Source organism: Nonomuraea sp. NPDC049158, assembly GCF_040648335.1.
Taxonomy (GTDB): Bacteria; Actinomycetota; Actinomycetes; order Streptosporangiales; family Streptosporangiaceae; genus Nonomuraea.
Window position 1 is genome coordinate 50,514 of record NZ_JBEZDM010000042.1, and the last position, 16,444, is coordinate 66,957.

At 70.6% G+C, this 16,444-nt stretch carries 15 protein-coding genes; 7 read left to right on the plus strand and 8 right to left on the minus strand.

What is annotated here, in order from left to right; genetic code table 11:
- Nucleotides 1–18: 18 nt before the first annotated feature.
- From AB0B61_RS49020 to add, 3 genes are all read left to right on the plus strand, one after another.
- Nucleotides 19–888 carry an oxidoreductase gene (locus AB0B61_RS49020; protein ID WP_358447858.1) on the plus strand — a complete coding sequence of 290 codons (870 nt, stop codon included), beginning with the start codon at nt 19–21 and terminating at the stop codon, nt 886–888.
- An 11-nt stretch (nt 889–899) separates the two neighbouring features.
- A complete protein-coding gene (locus tag AB0B61_RS49025) occupies nt 900–1,472 on the plus strand; it encodes a TetR/AcrR family transcriptional regulator (protein ID WP_358447860.1) in 573 nt (190 codons plus the stop codon).
- 73 nt (nt 1,473–1,545) lie between these two features.
- Entirely contained in the window at nt 1,546–2,565 is a 1,020-nt protein-coding gene (add, locus tag AB0B61_RS49030; RefSeq protein WP_358447862.1) for an adenosine deaminase, read from the plus strand.
- Nucleotides 2,566–2,580: 15 nt separating this feature from the next.
- On the opposite strand, the gene pgl is transcribed toward add, so the two are convergent.
- The 6 genes from pgl to tkt form a co-directional block, all read right to left on the minus strand.
- Nucleotides 2,581–3,354 (minus strand): 6-phosphogluconolactonase, encoded by a 774-nt coding sequence (gene pgl / locus AB0B61_RS49035; RefSeq protein ID WP_358447864.1) that lies wholly within the window; start codon nt 3,352–3,354, stop codon nt 2,581–2,583.
- A gap of 100 nt (nt 3,355–3,454) precedes the next feature.
- Nucleotides 3,455–4,369, minus strand: a complete 915-nt coding sequence (locus tag AB0B61_RS49040; RefSeq protein WP_358447865.1) for a glucose-6-phosphate dehydrogenase assembly protein OpcA — start codon at nt 4,367–4,369, stop codon at nt 3,455–3,457.
- Nucleotides 4,369–5,991 carry a glucose-6-phosphate dehydrogenase gene (gene zwf, locus AB0B61_RS49045; RefSeq protein ID WP_358447867.1) on the minus strand — a complete coding sequence of 541 codons (1,623 nt, stop codon included), beginning with the start codon at nt 5,989–5,991 and terminating at the stop codon, nt 4,369–4,371. The genes AB0B61_RS49040 and zwf overlap by 1 nt, the downstream gene beginning before the upstream one ends.
- Nucleotide 5,992: 1 nt before the next feature.
- Complete coding sequence (locus tag AB0B61_RS49050) at nt 5,993–7,606, minus strand: glucose-6-phosphate isomerase (RefSeq protein WP_358447869.1); 1,614 nt, start codon at nt 7,604–7,606, stop codon at nt 5,993–5,995.
- The gene (gene tal, locus AB0B61_RS49055) at nt 7,606–8,697 is read right to left on the minus strand and encodes a transaldolase (RefSeq protein WP_358447871.1); all 1,092 of its coding nucleotides are present in this window, start codon (nt 8,695–8,697) and stop codon (nt 7,606–7,608) included. The genes AB0B61_RS49050 and tal overlap by 1 nt, the downstream gene beginning before the upstream one ends.
- Before the next feature lie 5 nt (nt 8,698–8,702).
- Entirely contained in the window at nt 8,703–10,811 is a 2,109-nt protein-coding gene (gene tkt / locus AB0B61_RS49060) for a transketolase (RefSeq protein WP_358447872.1), read from the minus strand.
- Nucleotides 10,812–11,067: 256 nt separating this feature from the next.
- Here tkt and AB0B61_RS49065 point away from each other — a divergent pair, with 256 nt between their 5' ends.
- From AB0B61_RS49065 to AB0B61_RS49080, 4 genes are read left to right on the plus strand one after another with little or no spacing between them, the layout of a single operon-like run.
- A complete protein-coding gene (locus AB0B61_RS49065) occupies nt 11,068–12,012 on the plus strand; it encodes a heme o synthase (RefSeq protein WP_358447874.1) in 945 nt (314 codons plus the stop codon).
- Between the two features lie 48 nt (nt 12,013–12,060).
- On the plus strand, nt 12,061–12,444 hold the full coding sequence (locus AB0B61_RS49070) for a metalloregulator ArsR/SmtB family transcription factor (RefSeq protein ID WP_358447876.1): 384 nt from the start codon (nt 12,061–12,063) through the stop codon (nt 12,442–12,444).
- Nucleotides 12,444–13,379 carry a cation diffusion facilitator family transporter gene (locus AB0B61_RS49075; protein WP_358447878.1) on the plus strand — a complete coding sequence of 312 codons (936 nt, stop codon included), beginning with the start codon at nt 12,444–12,446 and terminating at the stop codon, nt 13,377–13,379. The genes AB0B61_RS49070 and AB0B61_RS49075 overlap by 1 nt, the downstream gene beginning before the upstream one ends.
- Before the next feature lie 17 nt (nt 13,380–13,396).
- Nucleotides 13,397–14,593: a PrsW family intramembrane metalloprotease gene (locus AB0B61_RS49080; RefSeq protein WP_358447879.1), complete on the plus strand. Its 1,197-nt coding sequence runs from the start codon at nt 13,397–13,399 to the stop codon at nt 14,591–14,593.
- Here AB0B61_RS49080 and AB0B61_RS49085 read toward each other — a convergent pair.
- Nucleotides 14,578–15,189 (minus strand): ElyC/SanA/YdcF family protein, encoded by a 612-nt coding sequence (locus tag AB0B61_RS49085; protein ID WP_358447881.1) that lies wholly within the window; start codon nt 15,187–15,189, stop codon nt 14,578–14,580. The genes AB0B61_RS49080 and AB0B61_RS49085 overlap by 16 nt on opposite strands.
- A 216-nt stretch (nt 15,190–15,405) precedes the next feature.
- Entirely contained in the window at nt 15,406–16,422 is a 1,017-nt protein-coding gene (locus AB0B61_RS49090; RefSeq protein WP_358447883.1) for a COX15/CtaA family protein, read from the minus strand.
- Nucleotides 16,423–16,444: the final 22 nt, after the last annotated feature.

A 16,444-nucleotide genomic window follows, 5' to 3' on the forward strand; every position in this document is an offset into this window, starting at 1 on the left:
CGTACACCTGGAGTGGCGATGAGCACCTGGACCCCAGCCGACATGCCCGATCTGAGCGGCAAGACGGCCATCGTGACCGGCGCCAACAGCGGCATCGGCCTGCCCACCGCGCTCGAACTCGCCAGGCACGGCGCCCGCGTCGTCGTCGCCACCCGCTCGGCCGCGAAGGGCGGCGCGGCCGTCGAGGAGATCCGCCGGGCCGTCCCCGGCGCCCAGGTCGAGCACGGCACGCTGGACCTGGCCGACCTCGCCTCGGTCAGGAGCTTCGCGGCCGGCGTCGATCGGGTGGACCTGCTGGTCAACAACGCGGGCGTCGGCATGATCCCGCGCCAGCTGACCCGTGACGGGTTCGAGATGCAGTTCGGCACCAACCACCTGGGCCACTTCGCGCTCACCGGGCTGTTGCTGCCCCTGCTGCTGTCGCGGCCCGGCGCGCGGGTGGTCAACGTCTCCAGTGACGCGCACAAGATGGGCACGCTGGACCTCGATGACCTGGGCCTGGAGCGCGGCTACAAGAAGATGAACTCGTACGGCCGCTCCAAGCTGGCCAACCTGCTCTTCACCCTGGAGCTCCAACGACGCGCCCAGCGGGCCCAGGTGGACCTCATCAGCGTCGCCACCCATCCCGGTGTCACCGCCACCAATTTCTTCAACGTGGGGCCGCTACAGCCCCTCGTGGGGGTGTTCCTGAAGGGCGCGGCGGCCGGGGCGGTGTCCTCCCTCTACGCGGCCACCTCGCCGGAGATCCACGGCGGGGAGTTCGTCGGTCCCAAGACCCGGCTGCTCACGCCGTCGGAGGCGGCCCGTTCCGAGCAGCTCGCCGCCGACCTGTGGGAGGTGTCCACGCGGCTGACCGGCGTACGATTCGAGGAGATCACCTACGGCTGAGGGACGTGCGCGTGCCACCACTCGACCCCGAGCGGGAGCGGGCCATCCTCGACGCGACGCTGGAGTTGCTGTCCGAGATGGGCTACGACCGTATGTCGGTCGACCAGATCGCCAAGCGGGCCAAGGCCAGCAAGGCGACCATCTACCGCCGGTGGGCGGGCAAGCCGGAGCTGGTGGTCGACGTCATCTGCCGCCGGTTCGACATGGACACGCCGGCCGCCGAGGACACCGGCTCGCTGCGCGGCGACCTCGCCGGGGTGCTCGGCGGCCTGTGCGGCGCGGTCGAGCGCAAGCACGGGCTCATCATGGGGCTGTCCTCGACGCTGGTCTCGCACCAGGAGCTGGCCAGGACGCTGCGCGAGCACATGCCGGCCAAGGACCTCGGCGGGGTGGAAGCGCTGCTGGAGCGGGCCAGGAAGCGCGGTGACCTTCCGGGGCCGGTGGATCCGGGCCGCCTGTTCGGGGTGGCGGAGGCGCTGGTCTGGCACCGCATGATCTTCCTCGGGCCGCTGTTCGACGAGTCCTTCGTCGCGGAATCGGTGGACGAGGTCCTGCTGCCGCTGGTGCGCGCCTGGGCGCAGTAAACCTAACATTCTTATGTGATATTTCGTCTCAAGCCATGGCTTGAGACGAAAAGTCGGGCTTAGGGTCGTCGCCATGACGACCCCCATTGACGCCTTCATCGACGCGCTCCCCAAGGTGGAGCTGCATGTGCACCTGGTCGGCTCCGCCTCCGTACCCACCGTGCTGGAGCTGGCCCGCCGCCACCCCGGCGGCCCGGTTCCCACCACGGAGGAGGAGCTGCGGGCGTTCTACGCCTTCCGCGACTTCCCCCACTTCGCGCAGGTGTACCAGGCCGTCAACGCGCTGGTCCGGGAGCCGGAGGACATCGCCGCCCTCGTGCTCGGCCTGGCCCGCGACCTGGCCTCCCAGGGCGCCCGTTACGCCGAGCCGCAGGTCACCCCGTACGCCCACAGCATCGTCGGGATGCCCATGCGCGAGGTCACCGAGGCGCTCGACCTGGCCGCCCGCCGGTCGGAGACCGACCACGGGGTGGAGATGGCCTACATCTTCGACATCCCCGGAGAAATGGGCGAGGAGGCGGCCAAAGTCACGCTCACGCACGCTTTGGAAGAACCTCCCGCTGCTTTGATAGGTTTCGGGCTGGGCGGGATCGAGCAGAGCCGGACGCCATACCGTGACGCCTTCCGCGACGCGTTCGCGGCGGCGCGGGCGGCGGGCCTGCACAGCGTGCCGCACGGCGGCGAGATGACCGGTCCCGAGACCATGTGGGAGGTCATCGAGGGGCTGGGCGCCGAGCGCATCGGGCACGGCATCTCCTGCCTGGAGGACCCGCGCCTGGTGGCGCACCTGCGCGAGACGCAGCTGCCGCTGGACGTCTGCCCGACCTCCAACCTCCGTACGGGACAGGTGGCCCGGATCGAGGAGCACCCGCTGCCCAGGCTGCTGGAGGAGGGGCTGTTCGTCACACTGAACAGCGACGACCCGCCCATGTTCGCCACCACCCTGGCCGGCGAGTATCGCGTCGCCGCGCACGTCTTCGGCCTCGGCGAGCCGGAGCTGGTCCAGCTCGCCCGCAACGGCGTGAACGCGTCCTTCCTGCCGCCGGCGCGCAAGCAGGCCCTGCTGGCCGAGATCGACGCGCTCACCAACTGAGGACGCTACGAAAACTCAGGGAGAGGCGATGCGGCCCAACCCTGGCGGGAGCTTGGCGGCGGCGGTCCGGTCGAGCAGGAACAGCGTCCGCACCCGGCCCCTGGCCCCGGCCGCGGGCACCTGCACCGGCCCGGAGTCGGACAGCGCCAGCCGTACGGCCCCCGACTTCTCCTCACCCGCCGCCACCACCCACACCTCGCGCGAGGCCACGATGGTCGGCAGCGTCAGGGAGATGCGCGTGGGCGGCGGCTTGGGCGCGCCGTGCACGGCCACCACCGGCCGCGTGTCGTACAGGGCGGGCATCCCGGGGAACAGCGACGCCACGTGCGCGTCGGGCCCGATGCCGAGCAGCATCACGTCGAAACCGGGCACCGGGCCGTGGTCCTCCGGCCGGGCCGCCTTGCGCAGCTCGGCCGCGTAGGCCTCGGCCGACTCCTCCGCCGACATCCCCGAGTCGGGCCCGGCCATGACGTGCACCCGGTCGGGATCGAGGTCGACATGGTCGAGGAGGGCCTTGCGGGCGCCCGTCTCGTTGCGCTCGGGGTCGCCGGTCGGCAGGAAGCGCTCGTCGCCCCACCAGATGTCGAGGCGGTGCCAGTCGACCGCGTCGCGCGCCGGCGTGGCGGCGATCGCGGCCAGCGTCGCGTGGCCGACCGTGCCGCCGGTCAGGACCAGCGACGCCGACCCCTTGGCCGACTGCACGTCGACCAGCCGGGTGATGATCCGCGCCGCCACGGCCTTGGCGAGGACGTCGCCGTCACGATGGACGACCACATTGGGAACGCTCACGTACTCACTCTTTTCGCTATCAACTCTTTCACGATCGGCGCCCACCGGCCGTGCACGCCCCCTCGTAGGAGAGGGCCGCCACGACCGGTGGGAGGAGGCGTCAGGACTTGTACGAGCGGGCCAGCCGCTTGACCGCCGCCCCGTAGATCTCGTCGGAGTCGAGCCGCCGCAGCTCCTCCGACAGCAGCTCGGCGGTCTGCCGCCGGGCCAGGGCGACGTTCCGGTCCGGCTGGCCGGGCCGAGACAGCGTCGCCAGCCGGGCGTCGCTCCTGCACACCGCCAGCACGCCGTCGGCCGTCGTGAGCCGGACGGCGGTCAGGCCGGGCCCGTTGGAGTCGGCCACCTTGACCGGCGCGCCGAGACGTTCGGACAGCCACGCGGCCAGCAGCGGCGCGCTGGGGTTGCCCGGAGACGCCTCCACGGTGCCCTTGCGCACCTTGCCCGTGGGTTGGTCGAAGGCCGCCGCCAGCAGGCTGCGCCACGGCGTCAGCCGGGCCCAGGACAGGTCCGTGTCACCGGGCGCGTAGCCCTTGGCCCTGGTCACCAGCGACTCGACCCCGCCGTCGCGCGAGCCCCTGGCGTCGGAGATGCGGCGCTGGGCGAGCATCCCGACCGGGTCCTTGGACATCACCTCGGGCGCCAGCCCCGGCCACCAGGCCACGACCGGCGTGTCGGGCAGCAGCAGCGGGCTGACCACCGAGTCGGCGTGCTCGGTCAGCTCGCCGTAGAGCCGCAGCACGACCACCTCGCCCGGCGTGGACTCGCCGATGCGCAGCTCCGCGTCGAGCCGGTTGGCCTCGTCGGACTCGCGGTTGATCACCACGATGATGCGCGAGGGGTGCTCGCGCGCCGCCTCGCTGGCCGCGCGGAGCGAGTCGTACTGGTCGCGCTCCTCGCAGACCACGATCAGCGTCAGCACCATCCCGATCGCGGGCGCGCCCATCTGATGGCGCAGCTGCGTCAGCTGCGCGGAGATCTTCCCCGCCGTCGTGTCGGTGAGCATGAAGGTGGTCATCAGAGTCTCCTCCATGCGCGGCCGTCGCCCATCATCGCGTCGGCGGACGGTGGCCCCCACGAACCGGCCGGGTAGCCCTCGGGCTGGCCCTGGGTGGCCCAGAACTCCTCGATCGGATCGAGGATCTTCCACGACAGCTCGACCTCCCGCTGGTGCGGGAAGAGCGGCGGGTCGCCGATCATCACGTCGAGCAGCAGCCGCTCGTACGCCTCGGGGGACGACTCCAGGAACGACTCCCCGTAGGCGAAGTCCATCGAGACGTCACGCACCTCCATGGCCGTACCCGGCACCTTGGAGCCGAACCGCACGGTGATGCCCTCGTCCGGCTGCACCCTGATGACCAGCGCGTTCTGGCCGAGGATCTCGGTGTCGTCCTTGCTGAAGGGCAGGTGCGGCGCCCGCTGGAACACCACGGCCACCTCGGTGACCCGGCGGCCGAGGCGCTTGCCGGTGCGCAGGTAGAACGGCACGCCCGCCCAGCGCCGGTTGGCGATCTCCAGCTTGATGGCCGCGTACGTCTCGGTCGTGGAGTCGGCGGAGATGCCGTCCTCCTGCAGGTAGCCGACGACCTTCTCGCCGCCCTGCCAGCCCGCGTCGTACTGCCCGCGCGCGGTGTTGAGCGCCAGGTCCGCCGGCAGCTGTACGGCCTTGAGCACCTTCTCCTTCTCCCGCCGCAGCGCGGAGGCGGTGAAGGACGTCGGGTCCTCCATCGCCACCAGGGCGAGCAGCTGGAGCAGGTGGTTCTGGATCACGTCACGGGCCGCGCCGATGCCGTCGTAGTAACCGGCCCGGCCGCCGATGCCGATGTCCTCGGCCATGGTGATCTGCACGTGGTCGACGAAGCCACGGTTCCAGATGGGCTCGTAGAGGTTGTTGGCGAACCTCAGGGCCAGGATGTTCTGGACGGTCTCCTTGCCCAGGTAGTGGTCGATCCTGAAGATCGAGCTCTCCGGGAAGGCCGAGGTGGTGATCTCGTTCAGCTCGTGCGCCGACTTCAGGTCGTGCCCGAACGGCTTCTCGATCACCACGCGCCGCCACGACCCGGGAGGCGCCTGGGACACGCCGGTCCGCTTGAGCTGCTCCACCACCACGGGGAAGAACTTCGGCGGCACGGAGAGATAGAACGCATAGTTGCCGCCGGTGCCCCGGGTCTCGTCGATCTCCTTCAACGCCATCGCCAGCGCGTCGAACGCCCCGTCGTCGGAGAACTCGCCGGGCACGAAGTGGATGCCCTCGCGCAGTTGCTTCCAGACCTCCTCACGGAAGGGCGTCCTGGCGTGCGCCTTGACGGCGTCATGCGTCACCTGGGCGAAGTCCTGGTCCTTCCAGTCACGCCTGGCGAACCCGACCAGCGAGAAACCGGGCGGCAGCAGCCCTCGGTTGCCCAGGTCGTAGATCGCCGGCAGCAACTTGCGCTTGGCCAGGTCACCCGTCACGCCGAACAACACCAGCACACACGGTCCCGCCACCCGGGGCAGCCGCTTGTCGCGCGGATCGCGCAGCGGATTGGCGGCCGCCACCTCCAAGGTGGTGGAGGTGGCCGCGGCCGAGGTGGCTACCGTCGCCGCGATCGTCTCCTCAAAGTCGAGTGCCTCCTCCGAGGGTGTTTCCGGATCTTTCATCTCAAGCCTCCTGTGCGGCTGCGAGCAGGTGCGCGACTCCGGCCGCGCGATCGGTCAAGTGCAGGCGTACGGCCGGCCGGCCGCGCCGCAGCAGTGCCCCGAGGTCGCCGAGGGCCTGCGCGAGCTCGAGCCCGCCCAGCGTGTACGGCCTGCCGGGCACCGGCACGTCGTCGGCCACGGCACCGGTGATCTGCAGGAACACCCCGTTCTGCGGGCCGCCCTTGTGATATTGGCCGGTGGAGTGCAGGAACCGCGGCCCCCACCCGAAGGTGACCGGCCGGTCGGTACGCAGGGCCAGCAGCGCCCTGAGCGTGGCCGGGTCGGCCGCCATCCACGCGTCGGTCATCTGCTCGAAGTCCGCGCCTTCCGGTACGAACACATCGAAGGCCGACAGCCGGTCCAGATACGCCATCACGGACAGGTAGCCGTCGTCGGGCACCGCTTCGAGCAGCTCGCTCAGCACACCGGGCAGATCCCTGGCCTTGGTGGCGCCGTACACCTCCACGGGCCCGTCGACGAACGCCGGCTCGCCCAGCGGCAGCGCCTCCATGTCGAGCAGCGCGGCCGTGTTGGCCTTGGACTCGGCGACGTTCGGCTGGTCGAACGGGTCGATCCCGAGCAGCAGCCCGGCCACGGCCGTGGCGTACTCCCAGATGAGGAACTGCGCGCCGAGCGGCCCGTCGACGCGCACGTCGGCGTCGTCGGACTCGATCCCGATGACCAGCTCGTCACGGGCGCCGTTCGGCTCGGCGCCGGCGACCGGCAGGATGCCCAGGCCGTTCTTGCCCGTGGACTCGGCGACGAGTTGCTCGATCCAGTCCGACAGCCCGCTGATCGCGGACAGCCGGTCGTCGACGATCAGCTTGTCACGCCCGGCGAGCGCCGCCCCGCCGAGCGCCACACCCAGGTCGAGCCCGGGGTTGCCGGCGTCGAGCGAGAGCAGCGGCAGCACCTCGTCGGCCTCGTCGAGCAGCCGTTCGACGTCGGCCCCGGCCAGCGCGCTGGGCACCAGGCCGAACGCCGACAGCGCCGAGTAGCGGCCGCCCACGTCGGGCACGGCCGGGACCAGGCGGTAGCCCGCGTCCACGGCCGTCTGCTCCAGCGGCGAGCCCGGGTCGGTGACGACCACGATGCGGTCGGCCGGGTCGATGCCCGCCTGGCGGAAGAGCTCCTCATAGACACGCAGATGACTGTCGGTCTCGACCGTCGAGCCGCTCTTGCTGGCCACGACCACGATCGTGGCCTCCAGCGGCTCCGCCAGCGCCCGGCGCACCTGACCCGGGTCGGTGGTGTCCAGGACGGTCAGCGGCACGTCGGCGCTCGCGCAGATCACCTCGGCCGCCAGCGACGAGCCGCCCATCCCGGCCAGCACCACGTTGGTCAGGCGCTCGGCGCGCGCCCGCTCGGCCAGCTTGCCGAGCTCGGGCAGCAGCTCGCGCGAGGTGCGGGGCAGGGTGAGCCAGCCCAGCCGGACGGCCGCCCCCGCCTCCGCGTCGCTGCCCCACAGCGTGGGATCGCCGGCGGCGAGCCGCGCGGGCACGCCGTCGGCCACGAGCCGCCCCGCGGCGGAGGAGGCGGCGTTGGCCACCCCCTCCTCGCGGTACGAGACGGTCATCAGCGGGCCAGGTTCTTGCTGACGCTCTCGAGGAGTTCGTTCCAGGACGCCTCGAACTTCTCGACGCCCTCGTCCTCCAGCACGTTGACGACGTCGTCGTAGTCGACGCCGGCCTCCTTGAGCGCCGCCATCGTGTTCCACGCGTCCTCGTAGAAGGGGCGCACGGTGTCACCGGTGATGTTGGCGCCGGCGGCGGTCGCGTCGACCGTCTTCTCCGGCATCGTGTTGACGGTGCCGGGGGCGACGAGCTGGTCGACGTACAGCGTGGGCGAGTAGTCGGGGTTCTTGACGCCGGTCGAGGCCCACAGCGGGCGCTGCGGGCGGGCACCGGCGGCGCGCAGCCGCTGCCAGCGCTCGGAGTTCATCACTTCCTCGAACGCGGCGTAGGCCAGGCGCGCGTTGGCCACGCCGGCCTTGCCCTTGAGCTCCGGCTTGCCGAGCTGGTCGAGCCGCTTGTCGATCTCGGTGTCGACCCGGCTGACGAAGAACGACGCCACCGACTCGATCGTGCCCAGGTTGAGGCCCTTGGCCTGCGCGGCCTCAAGACCGGCCAGCCAGGCGTCCATGACCGCGCGGTAGCGCTCCAGCGAGAAGATCAGCGTGACGTTGACGCTGATGCCCTCGGAGAGCGCCTGCGTGATCGCGGGCAGCCCCTCGACCGTCGCCGGGATCTTGATGAACAGGTTGGGCCGGTCGACCAGCCACCACAGCGCCCGCGCCTCGGCCACGGTCTTGTCGCTGTCGCGGGCCAGCCGCGGGTCGACCTCCAGGGATACGCGGCCGTCGACGCCGGCGGTGGCGTCGTAGACCGGGCGCAGCACGTCGGCGGCCCAGCGGATGTCGTAGGCGGTGATGGCGCGCACGGCCTCGCCGAGGTCGACCCCGCGCACGGCCAGGTCGTGCAGCTGGGTGTCGTAGGCGTCGCCCTTGCTGAGCGCGCCGGCGAAGATGGTCGGATTGGAGGTGACGCCGACCACGTTCTTCTCGCGGATCAGCTGCTCCAGGTTGCCCGTGCGCAGGCGCTCACGGCTGATGTCGTCCAGCCAGATCGACACGCCCTGGGCGGACAGCTTCTTGAGGTTCTCGCTCATTTCGTTCAGTTTCCCGTCGTCTCGCCTTTGTCGTGGCCCAGCTTGGCGAGGCTCGCCTTGGCCGCGGCGGCCACGCGCTCCGCCGTCAGCCCGAATTGCTCGTACAGCGTCTTATACGGCGCCGACGCGCCGAAGTGTTCAAGGCTGACGACCTCGCCCCTCTCGCCGACGAACTCGCGCCAGCCCAGAGCGATGCCCGCCTCGACCGCGACCCGGGCCTTGATCGCTGACGGCAGCACAGTCTGCCGATACGCAATGTCCTGCCCTTGGAACCACTCCACACACGGCATCGACACGACCCGCGTCGGGATGCCTTCGGCTTCGAGGAGTTCGCGGCCGTTGACGGCCAGCTCCAGCTCGCTGCCCGTGGCGATGAGGATCACCTGCGGCTGCCCGTCGGACGCCTCGTGCAGGACGTAGCCGCCCTTGGCGACGCCCTCGGCGCTGGTGCCCTCGAAGACCGGCAGGTTCTGCCGGGTCAGGGCCAGCGCGGCGGGCCGGTCGTCGTGCTCGAGCACGGCCCGCCAGGCGTACGCCGTCTCGTTGGCGTCGCCGGGGCGCACCACGTCGAGGCCGGGGATCGCGCGCAGCGCCCACAGGTGCTCGACCGGCTGGTGGGTCGGGCCGTCCTCGCCCAGTCCGATGGAGTCGTGCGTCCACACGTACGTGACCGGCAGCTTCATCAGCGCCGCCAGGCGCACCGAGGGGCGCATGTAGTCGGAGAAGACCAGGAACGTGCCGCCGTAGGGCCGGGTGCCGCCGTGCAGGGCGATGCCGTTGAGAATCGCGCCCATGCCGTGCTCGCGGATGCCGAAGTGCAGCGTGCGGCCGTAGCGGTTACCGGGGAACTCCTTGGTCTGGTATTCCTCCGGGATGAAGGACGGCTCGCCCTTCATCGTGGTGTTGTTGGACTCGGCCAGGTCGGCCGAGCCGCCCCACAGCTCGGGCAGCACCGGCGCGAGCGCGTTGAGCACCTCACCGGAGGCCTTGCGGGTGGCCATCGAGCCGCCCTTGTCGAACGCCGGCAGCGCCTCGGTCCACCCGGCGGGCAGCTCGTGGCGGGAGATCCGGTCGAGCTCGGCGGCCCGCTCGGGGTTGGCCTCGCGCCAGGCGTCGTAGCCCTTCTGCCAGGCGGCGTGCGCCTCGTGGCCTCTGCGGGCCACCTCGCGCGCGTGCTCCAGCACCTCGGCGGGCACGTCGAAGCTCTTGTCCGGGTCCATGCCGAGGACCCGCTTGGTGGCGGCGACCTCGTCGGCGCCGAGGGCGGAGCCGTGGATCTTGCCGGTGTTCTGCTTGTTCGGGGCGGGCCAGCCGATGATCGTGCGCAGGCGGATGAACGTCGGCCGGTCGGTCTCGGCGCGGGCCGCCTCCAGCGCCGCGTGCAGCGCCTGGATGTCCTCGACGTACTCGCCGGACTCGGTCCAGTCGACGCTCAGCGTGTGCCAGCCGTAGGCCTCGTAGCGCTTGACCACGTCCTCGGACTTCGCGATCAGCGTGTCGTCCTCGATGGAGATGTGGTTGTCGTCATAGATGACGGTGAGGTTGCCCAGCTTCTGGTGGCCGGCGATCGAGCTGACCTCGTGGCTGATGCCCTCCTCGATGTCGCCGTCGCTGACCATGCACCAGATGTGGTGGTCGAAGGGCGAGGCGCCCGCCTCGGCGTCGGGGTCGAACAGGCCGCGCTCACGGCGGGCCGCCAGCGCCATGCCGACGGCGTTGCCCAGGCCCTGGCCGAGCGGGCCGGTGGTGGTCTCCACACCGACCGTGTGCCCGTGCTCCGGGTGGCCGGGGGTCAGGCTGTCCCACTGGCGCAACCCCTTCAGGTCGTCCAGGCCGAGTCCGTAGCCGGACAGGAACAGCTGGATGTACAGCGTCAGGCTGGAGTGCCCGCACGACAGGACGAAGCGGTCACGCCCCAGCCACGAGGGGTCCGTGGGGTCGTGGCGCATCGCGTGCTGGAACAGCAGGTACGCGGCGGGAGCCAGGCTCATGGCGGTGCCCGGGTGACCCGAACCCGCCTTTTCGACTGCGTCCATGGCCAAGGCTCGAACGACGTCGACCGCTTGCTTGTCTAGGTCGGTCCATTCGAGGTCTGGCACGAGTTCGGTGCTCAAGTGCTCGGTCTCCGGAATCTAGTTGTCATTGGTGGTACCGGTTGGCATATCCCGCCACACCGGACCCTAACTGAGTGGAGTCGGCGAAAGATTCCCCTTCCACCCCCGTGCGTGTCCCCCCATTGGCCGGACCGGACGACCCTGCTACTACAGTTTGGTTGTTCTCGTTGTCATCACAGGGACGCCGTGGCGTCCGTCCATGAGATTCCGCTCCAATCAGAGGTTACGCGTTGACTCCGCACGTGCTGGAAGCGCCTTGACGGTGCTGACGAACAGGCAGACGACGGCCCCCGCTCCCGCGGCCGAGCCGCCGAGGACGATCGGCATGCTCGTCAAGGCCTACATCGCTCTGACCAAGCCGCGGATCATCGAGCTCCTGCTGATCACGACTCTCCCCGTGATGTTCCTCGCGGCGGGCGACCTGCCGCCGCTGTGGACGTCGATATCGGTGATGGTGTTCGGCACCCTGTCCGCGGGCAGCGCCAACGCGCTCAACTGCTACGTGGACCGCGACATCGACCAGAAGATGCGCCGCACCAGACGGCGCCCGCTGGCCAGGCACCAGGTCTCGCCGACCGGCGCGCTCATCTTCGGCATCGTGCTCGGCGTGCTGTCGTTGGTCGGCCTCTGGCTGACCACCAACTGGCTGGCCGCGGTGCTCTCCACCGGAGCCATCCTGTTCTACGTGATCGTCTACTCGATGATCCTCAAGCGGCGCACCGCCCAGAACATCGTCTGGGGCGGCATCGCGGGCTGCATGCCGGTGCTGATCGGCTGGGCGGGCATCACCGGGCGGCTCGACTGGGCGCCGCTGGCGCTGTTCGGGGTGGTGTTCTTCTGGACGCCGCCGCACACCTGGACGCTGGCCATGCGCTACAAGGAGGACTACGCGGCGGCCAAGGTGCCGATGCTGCCCGTGGTGGCCACCGAGCGCCGGGTGATCCTGGAGTCGATCGCCTACACCTGGGCCACCGTGCTCTGCTCGCTGGCGTTGTGGCCGGTGGCGCACACCACGCTGTTCTACCCGATCGCGGCCGCCGCCCTGGGCGCCATGTGCCTGTGGGAGGTCTATCGCCTCCTGGCCCGCCTCAACTCCGGCAAGACCGGTGTCGATCTGCGCCCGATGCGCTTCTTCCACTGGTCCAACGCCTATCTGGCGTTGCTGTTCCTCGCCGTCGCCATCGATCCGCTGCTGAGCTGAGCCCACCGCCTGTTGCGGTGGGCTTTGTCCTGTCGTTATGGTGAACATATGAATAGCTCTTCAGGTGTTGTTGATTCACTCGACAGCTGCGTGGTTCAGGAGCCCGACGCCGAGCGTGTCGCGGCCACCCGCGACCGGCTGGTGACGCCGGACGAGGCCACCCGGCTCGCCGACCTGTTCCGCCTGCTGGGCGACGCCACGCGCGCCCGCCTGCTGTACGCCCTGCTGGAGGCGGGCGAGCTGTGCGTGTGCGACCTGGCCGACGCCGTCGAGGTGACCGACACGGCCGTGTCCCACGCCCTGCGGCTGCTGCGTACGGCGGGCATCGTGGCCAGCCGCCGGGCGGGCCGCATGATCTACTACCGGCTGGCCGACGCGCACGTACGGATGCTGCTCGACCTGAGCCGCGAGCACATGAGGGAGGAGCGCTGATGGGCCAGGGACACGGTCACGGCCACTCGGCCGACGCCGACAAGCGTTACCTGGTGGGCGCGCTCGCGCTGATCGTCGGCTACATGGCGATCGAGGTGGTCGCCGGGCTGATCGCCAACTCGATCGCGCTGATCTCCGACGCCGCCCACATGCTCACCGACGCCAGCGCGATCGCACTGGCCCTGGTCGCGATGCGCTTCGCCGCCCGGCCCGCCCGCGGCGCCTACACCTTCGGCTGGAAGCGCGCCGAGATCCTCTCCGCCCAGCTCAACGGCATCACCCTGCTGCTGCTCGTGGCGTACTTCTGTTACGAGGCCGTGCGCAGGCTGATGGATCCGCCCGAGGTCTCCGGGCCCATCGTGGTCGTCACGGCCGTGGCCGGCATCGTGGTCAACGCGCTGGCCGCCTGGCTGCTGTCCAGGGCCGACCGGCGCAGCCTCAACGTCGAGGGCGCCTTCCAGCACGTGCTCAACGACATGTACGCCTTCATCGCCACTGCGATCTCCGGCGTGGTGGTGTGGCTGACCGGGTTCCGGCAGGCCGACGCGATCGCCGCGCTCGTGGTCGCCGCGCTCATGCTCAAGGCCGGCTGGGGGCTGCTGCGCGATTCGGCCAGGGTGCTGCTCCAGGCCGCGCCGAGCGACCTCGACCCCGACGAGATCGGCCGGGTCCTGGCCGGCGACCCTGACGTGGTCGAGGTGCACGACCTGCATGTCTGGACGGTGACCAGCGGCTATCCGACGCTGTCGGCGCACGTGATCGTGGCCCGCGGGTCCGACTGCCACCGGGTCCGCACCCGCCTGGCTGACCTGCTGCACGATCGCTTCGAGATCGGCCACACCACGCTGCAGGTGGACCACGGCCTCAAGGACCGCACGGAGCATTGTGAGGACCCGCACGGACCGCGCCACCTGGGCAGGACAGCGCCTTTTTGATCCGTTACAGTCACGGTATGGCGTCCCGTGATCCACGCTGGGTGTTGAAGGACCGCCCGTCGTTCGCGTTGATCATCGGGCTGATCGTGACCGGCCTGTGCGCGCTCGTCTCCTTCGCCTTCGACGTGCTCAACGGCGCGCCCACGGCGCCGGTCGAGCAGTTCTTCATCTCGCTGATCCTGGCGCTGGCGCCGGTGCCGCTGCTGCTGGCCGCGGTGCTGGCGCTGGATCGCATGGAGCCGGAGCCGCGCAGCAACCTCATCTTCGCCTTCGCCTGGGGGGCGGGCGTGGCGGTGCTGGTCGCCGGCGTGATCAACTCGCTCAACCTGCACTACATCATCGACGCGGCCAACCTGAGCGCGGCCAGCGCGCGCAACATCGCCGCCACGTTCGGCGCCCCGGTGGTCGAGGAGACGATGAAGGGGCTGGTGCTGCTCGGGCTGCTCAGGTTCCGCCGGGCCGAGCTCGACGGGCCGACCGACGGCATCATCTACGCCAGCATGGTCGGCCTCGGCTTCGCGATGAGCGAGAACGTCAGCTACTACATCGCCGCGCTCAACTCCGACCAGGGCGGCATCGGGCTGGCCGCCACGGTGGTGCTGCGCGGCGTGCTGTCACCGTTCGCGCACCCGCTGTTCACCTCGATGATCGGCGTGGCGGTCGCCTACGCCGCCCAGCGCCAGGGGTCGGACCGGGTCTTCTCCATCCTGGCCGGCTGGGTCGGCGCGATGCTCCTGCACGGCCTCTGGAACGGTCTGAGCTCCTACGGCGGCTTCCCCGGCCTGGTCATCGCCTACCTGGTGCTGCTGGTGGTGCTCGTGGTGCTGATCTTGCTGGTGATCAGGGACCGGCGGCGCATCGTCGCCCTGCTCCAGCGCTACCTGCCGCCGTACGAGCCGACCAAGCTGGTCAACCGGGCCGACATCTACATGCTGTCCGCCCTGTCACGGCGCCGGCAGGCCAGGCAGTGGGCCAAGGTCCACGGTGGCAAGCGCGGGCAGCGCGCGATGAGCGACTACCAGCTCGCGGCGACCGAGCTGGGCCTGCTGCACGAGCGGGCGGCCCGGCGGATGATCGACGAGCAGACCTTCCACGAGGAGCAGCGGGCCCTGCTCGAATGCATGAGCACCGCCAAGGCGAGCTTCCCGGCGTCGCCCGCCCACCTCGGGGCCGCGACGCGGGGCACCCCGCCACCGGGCTACGCGCCCGGCTGAGCCAGGATCGCGCGCAGCGAGGTCTCCCGCGGGCCGGGATAGACGGGGTCGGAGTGCAGCAGGAGCGCGTCGGCGAAGGCCTTGCCGGTGGCGAACACCTCGCGGGCGGCCGAGGCGTAGGTGGTCACGGCAAACTGCTTGGCGGAGTCGTCGCCCACGCCGAAGGTCGTCAGGCCCGCCGTACGGCAGAGCGTGACCGCTCTCGGCAGGTGGAACACCTGCGTGACCACGGTCAGCCGCTCGGCGCCGAAGACCTTGCGGGCCCGTACGCACGAGTCCCAGGTGTCGAACCCGGCGTAGTCGAGCACCATCACCGCGTCCGGCACGCCCTTGGCCCGCAGGTAGTCGCGCATGGCCGTCGGCTCGTCGTACTCCTTGCGGCTGTTGTCGCCCGACAGCAGCAGCGCCTTGACCTTGCCCGCGTGGTAGAGCTCGGCCGCGATGTCGAGCCTTCGGGCCAGCATGGACGAGGGACGGCCGGCGTACAGGCCCGCGCCGAGCACGAGCGCCGCCTGCGAGGTGGGCACCCGCGTCAGCCAGCCGGCGGTGTCGGCCACCTCGCGGTGGTCGGAGCTGTCGAGCCAAGCCCAGGTCATCGGCGCGAGGACGAGCACGCTGAGGAGTACCAGCCCTTGGTACAGGCGTCGCAGGGTCTTCCGAGCGGGACGGGCTAGAGCCACTCAGGGGCCTCACAGGGTAGGGGAGACAGTCCCTCATACCTTGGCATAGCGGCCCAAAGTGTGGCTGGGGTTTCGGTGGGGGAGGGGCTCGGCGGCGTCCGATGGGGGCCGGCGTTTCGGTGGGGGAGGGGTTCAGACCTTGGCCGGTGTCGCGGCGGGAGAAGGGGTGGCGGGGGCCGTCAGCGGGTCGCGGGTGCGCAGTGAGGTGACCACCCTGAGCGTGGCGATCCAGACCAGGGTCGAGCCGAGCACGTGCAGGCCCACCAGCAGGGCGGGCACCGCCAGGAAGTACTGGATGTAGCCGATCACGCCCTGGGCCAGCTCCACCACGAGCAGCGCCAGCGCCGCCCGGCGGGCCGGCCTGGGCGAGTCGGTCACGTGCAGCGCGAACAGCAGCGCGAACGACAGCCCCAGCACGATGTAGACGATGTCGGAGTGCAGGCGCACCACGCTCTCGATGTCGAGATCGAAGCGGGAGGCCACCGCGTCGCCGGAGTGCGGCCCCGTGCCGGTCACCAGCACCCCGGCCAGGAGCAGCACTGCCACCGCCGCGACCAGCACGAAGCCGAGGCGCCGGATGTCGCGGTGCGTCACCCGGCGGGCCGGGCCGTCGCCTTCGCCCGCTCGCGCGTAGAGCGTCCAGCAGGCGGCGATCAGCGCGATGGAGACCAGGAAGTGCACGCTGACCGTGAACGGGTTGAGCAGGCTCCTGACCACCAGCCCGCCCCACAGCGCCTGGAAGACGATCCCCGCGGGCTGCAGCAGGGCCAGCCAGAGCAGCGGGCGGCGCCGCGGGGCCAGCCGCATCGCCGCCACCACGCAGGCGAACCCCACCGCCAGCACCAGGAACGTCAGCAGCCGGTTGCCGAACTCGACGGCCATGGTGACGGGCGAGATCTCGGGATGCGCGACGGGTACGAAGCTGTCGGGCGTGCACCTCGGCCAGGTCGGGCAGCCGAGCCCGGAGCCGGTGAGTCGCACGGCCGCGCCCGTCACGGTGATGCCCGCGTTGACCACCACGGCCGCCAGAGCCCAGCCCCGCATCGACTCGGCGGTCGGCGCCCAGAAGGAGAACAGGCGCCGGACCAGGGCATTGGGGTGGTCCGTGGGTAGTTTCACGTCGGCTAGTTTCACGGCGTCGAGCTTCACGTCATCGATGGTAAGGGCCTGG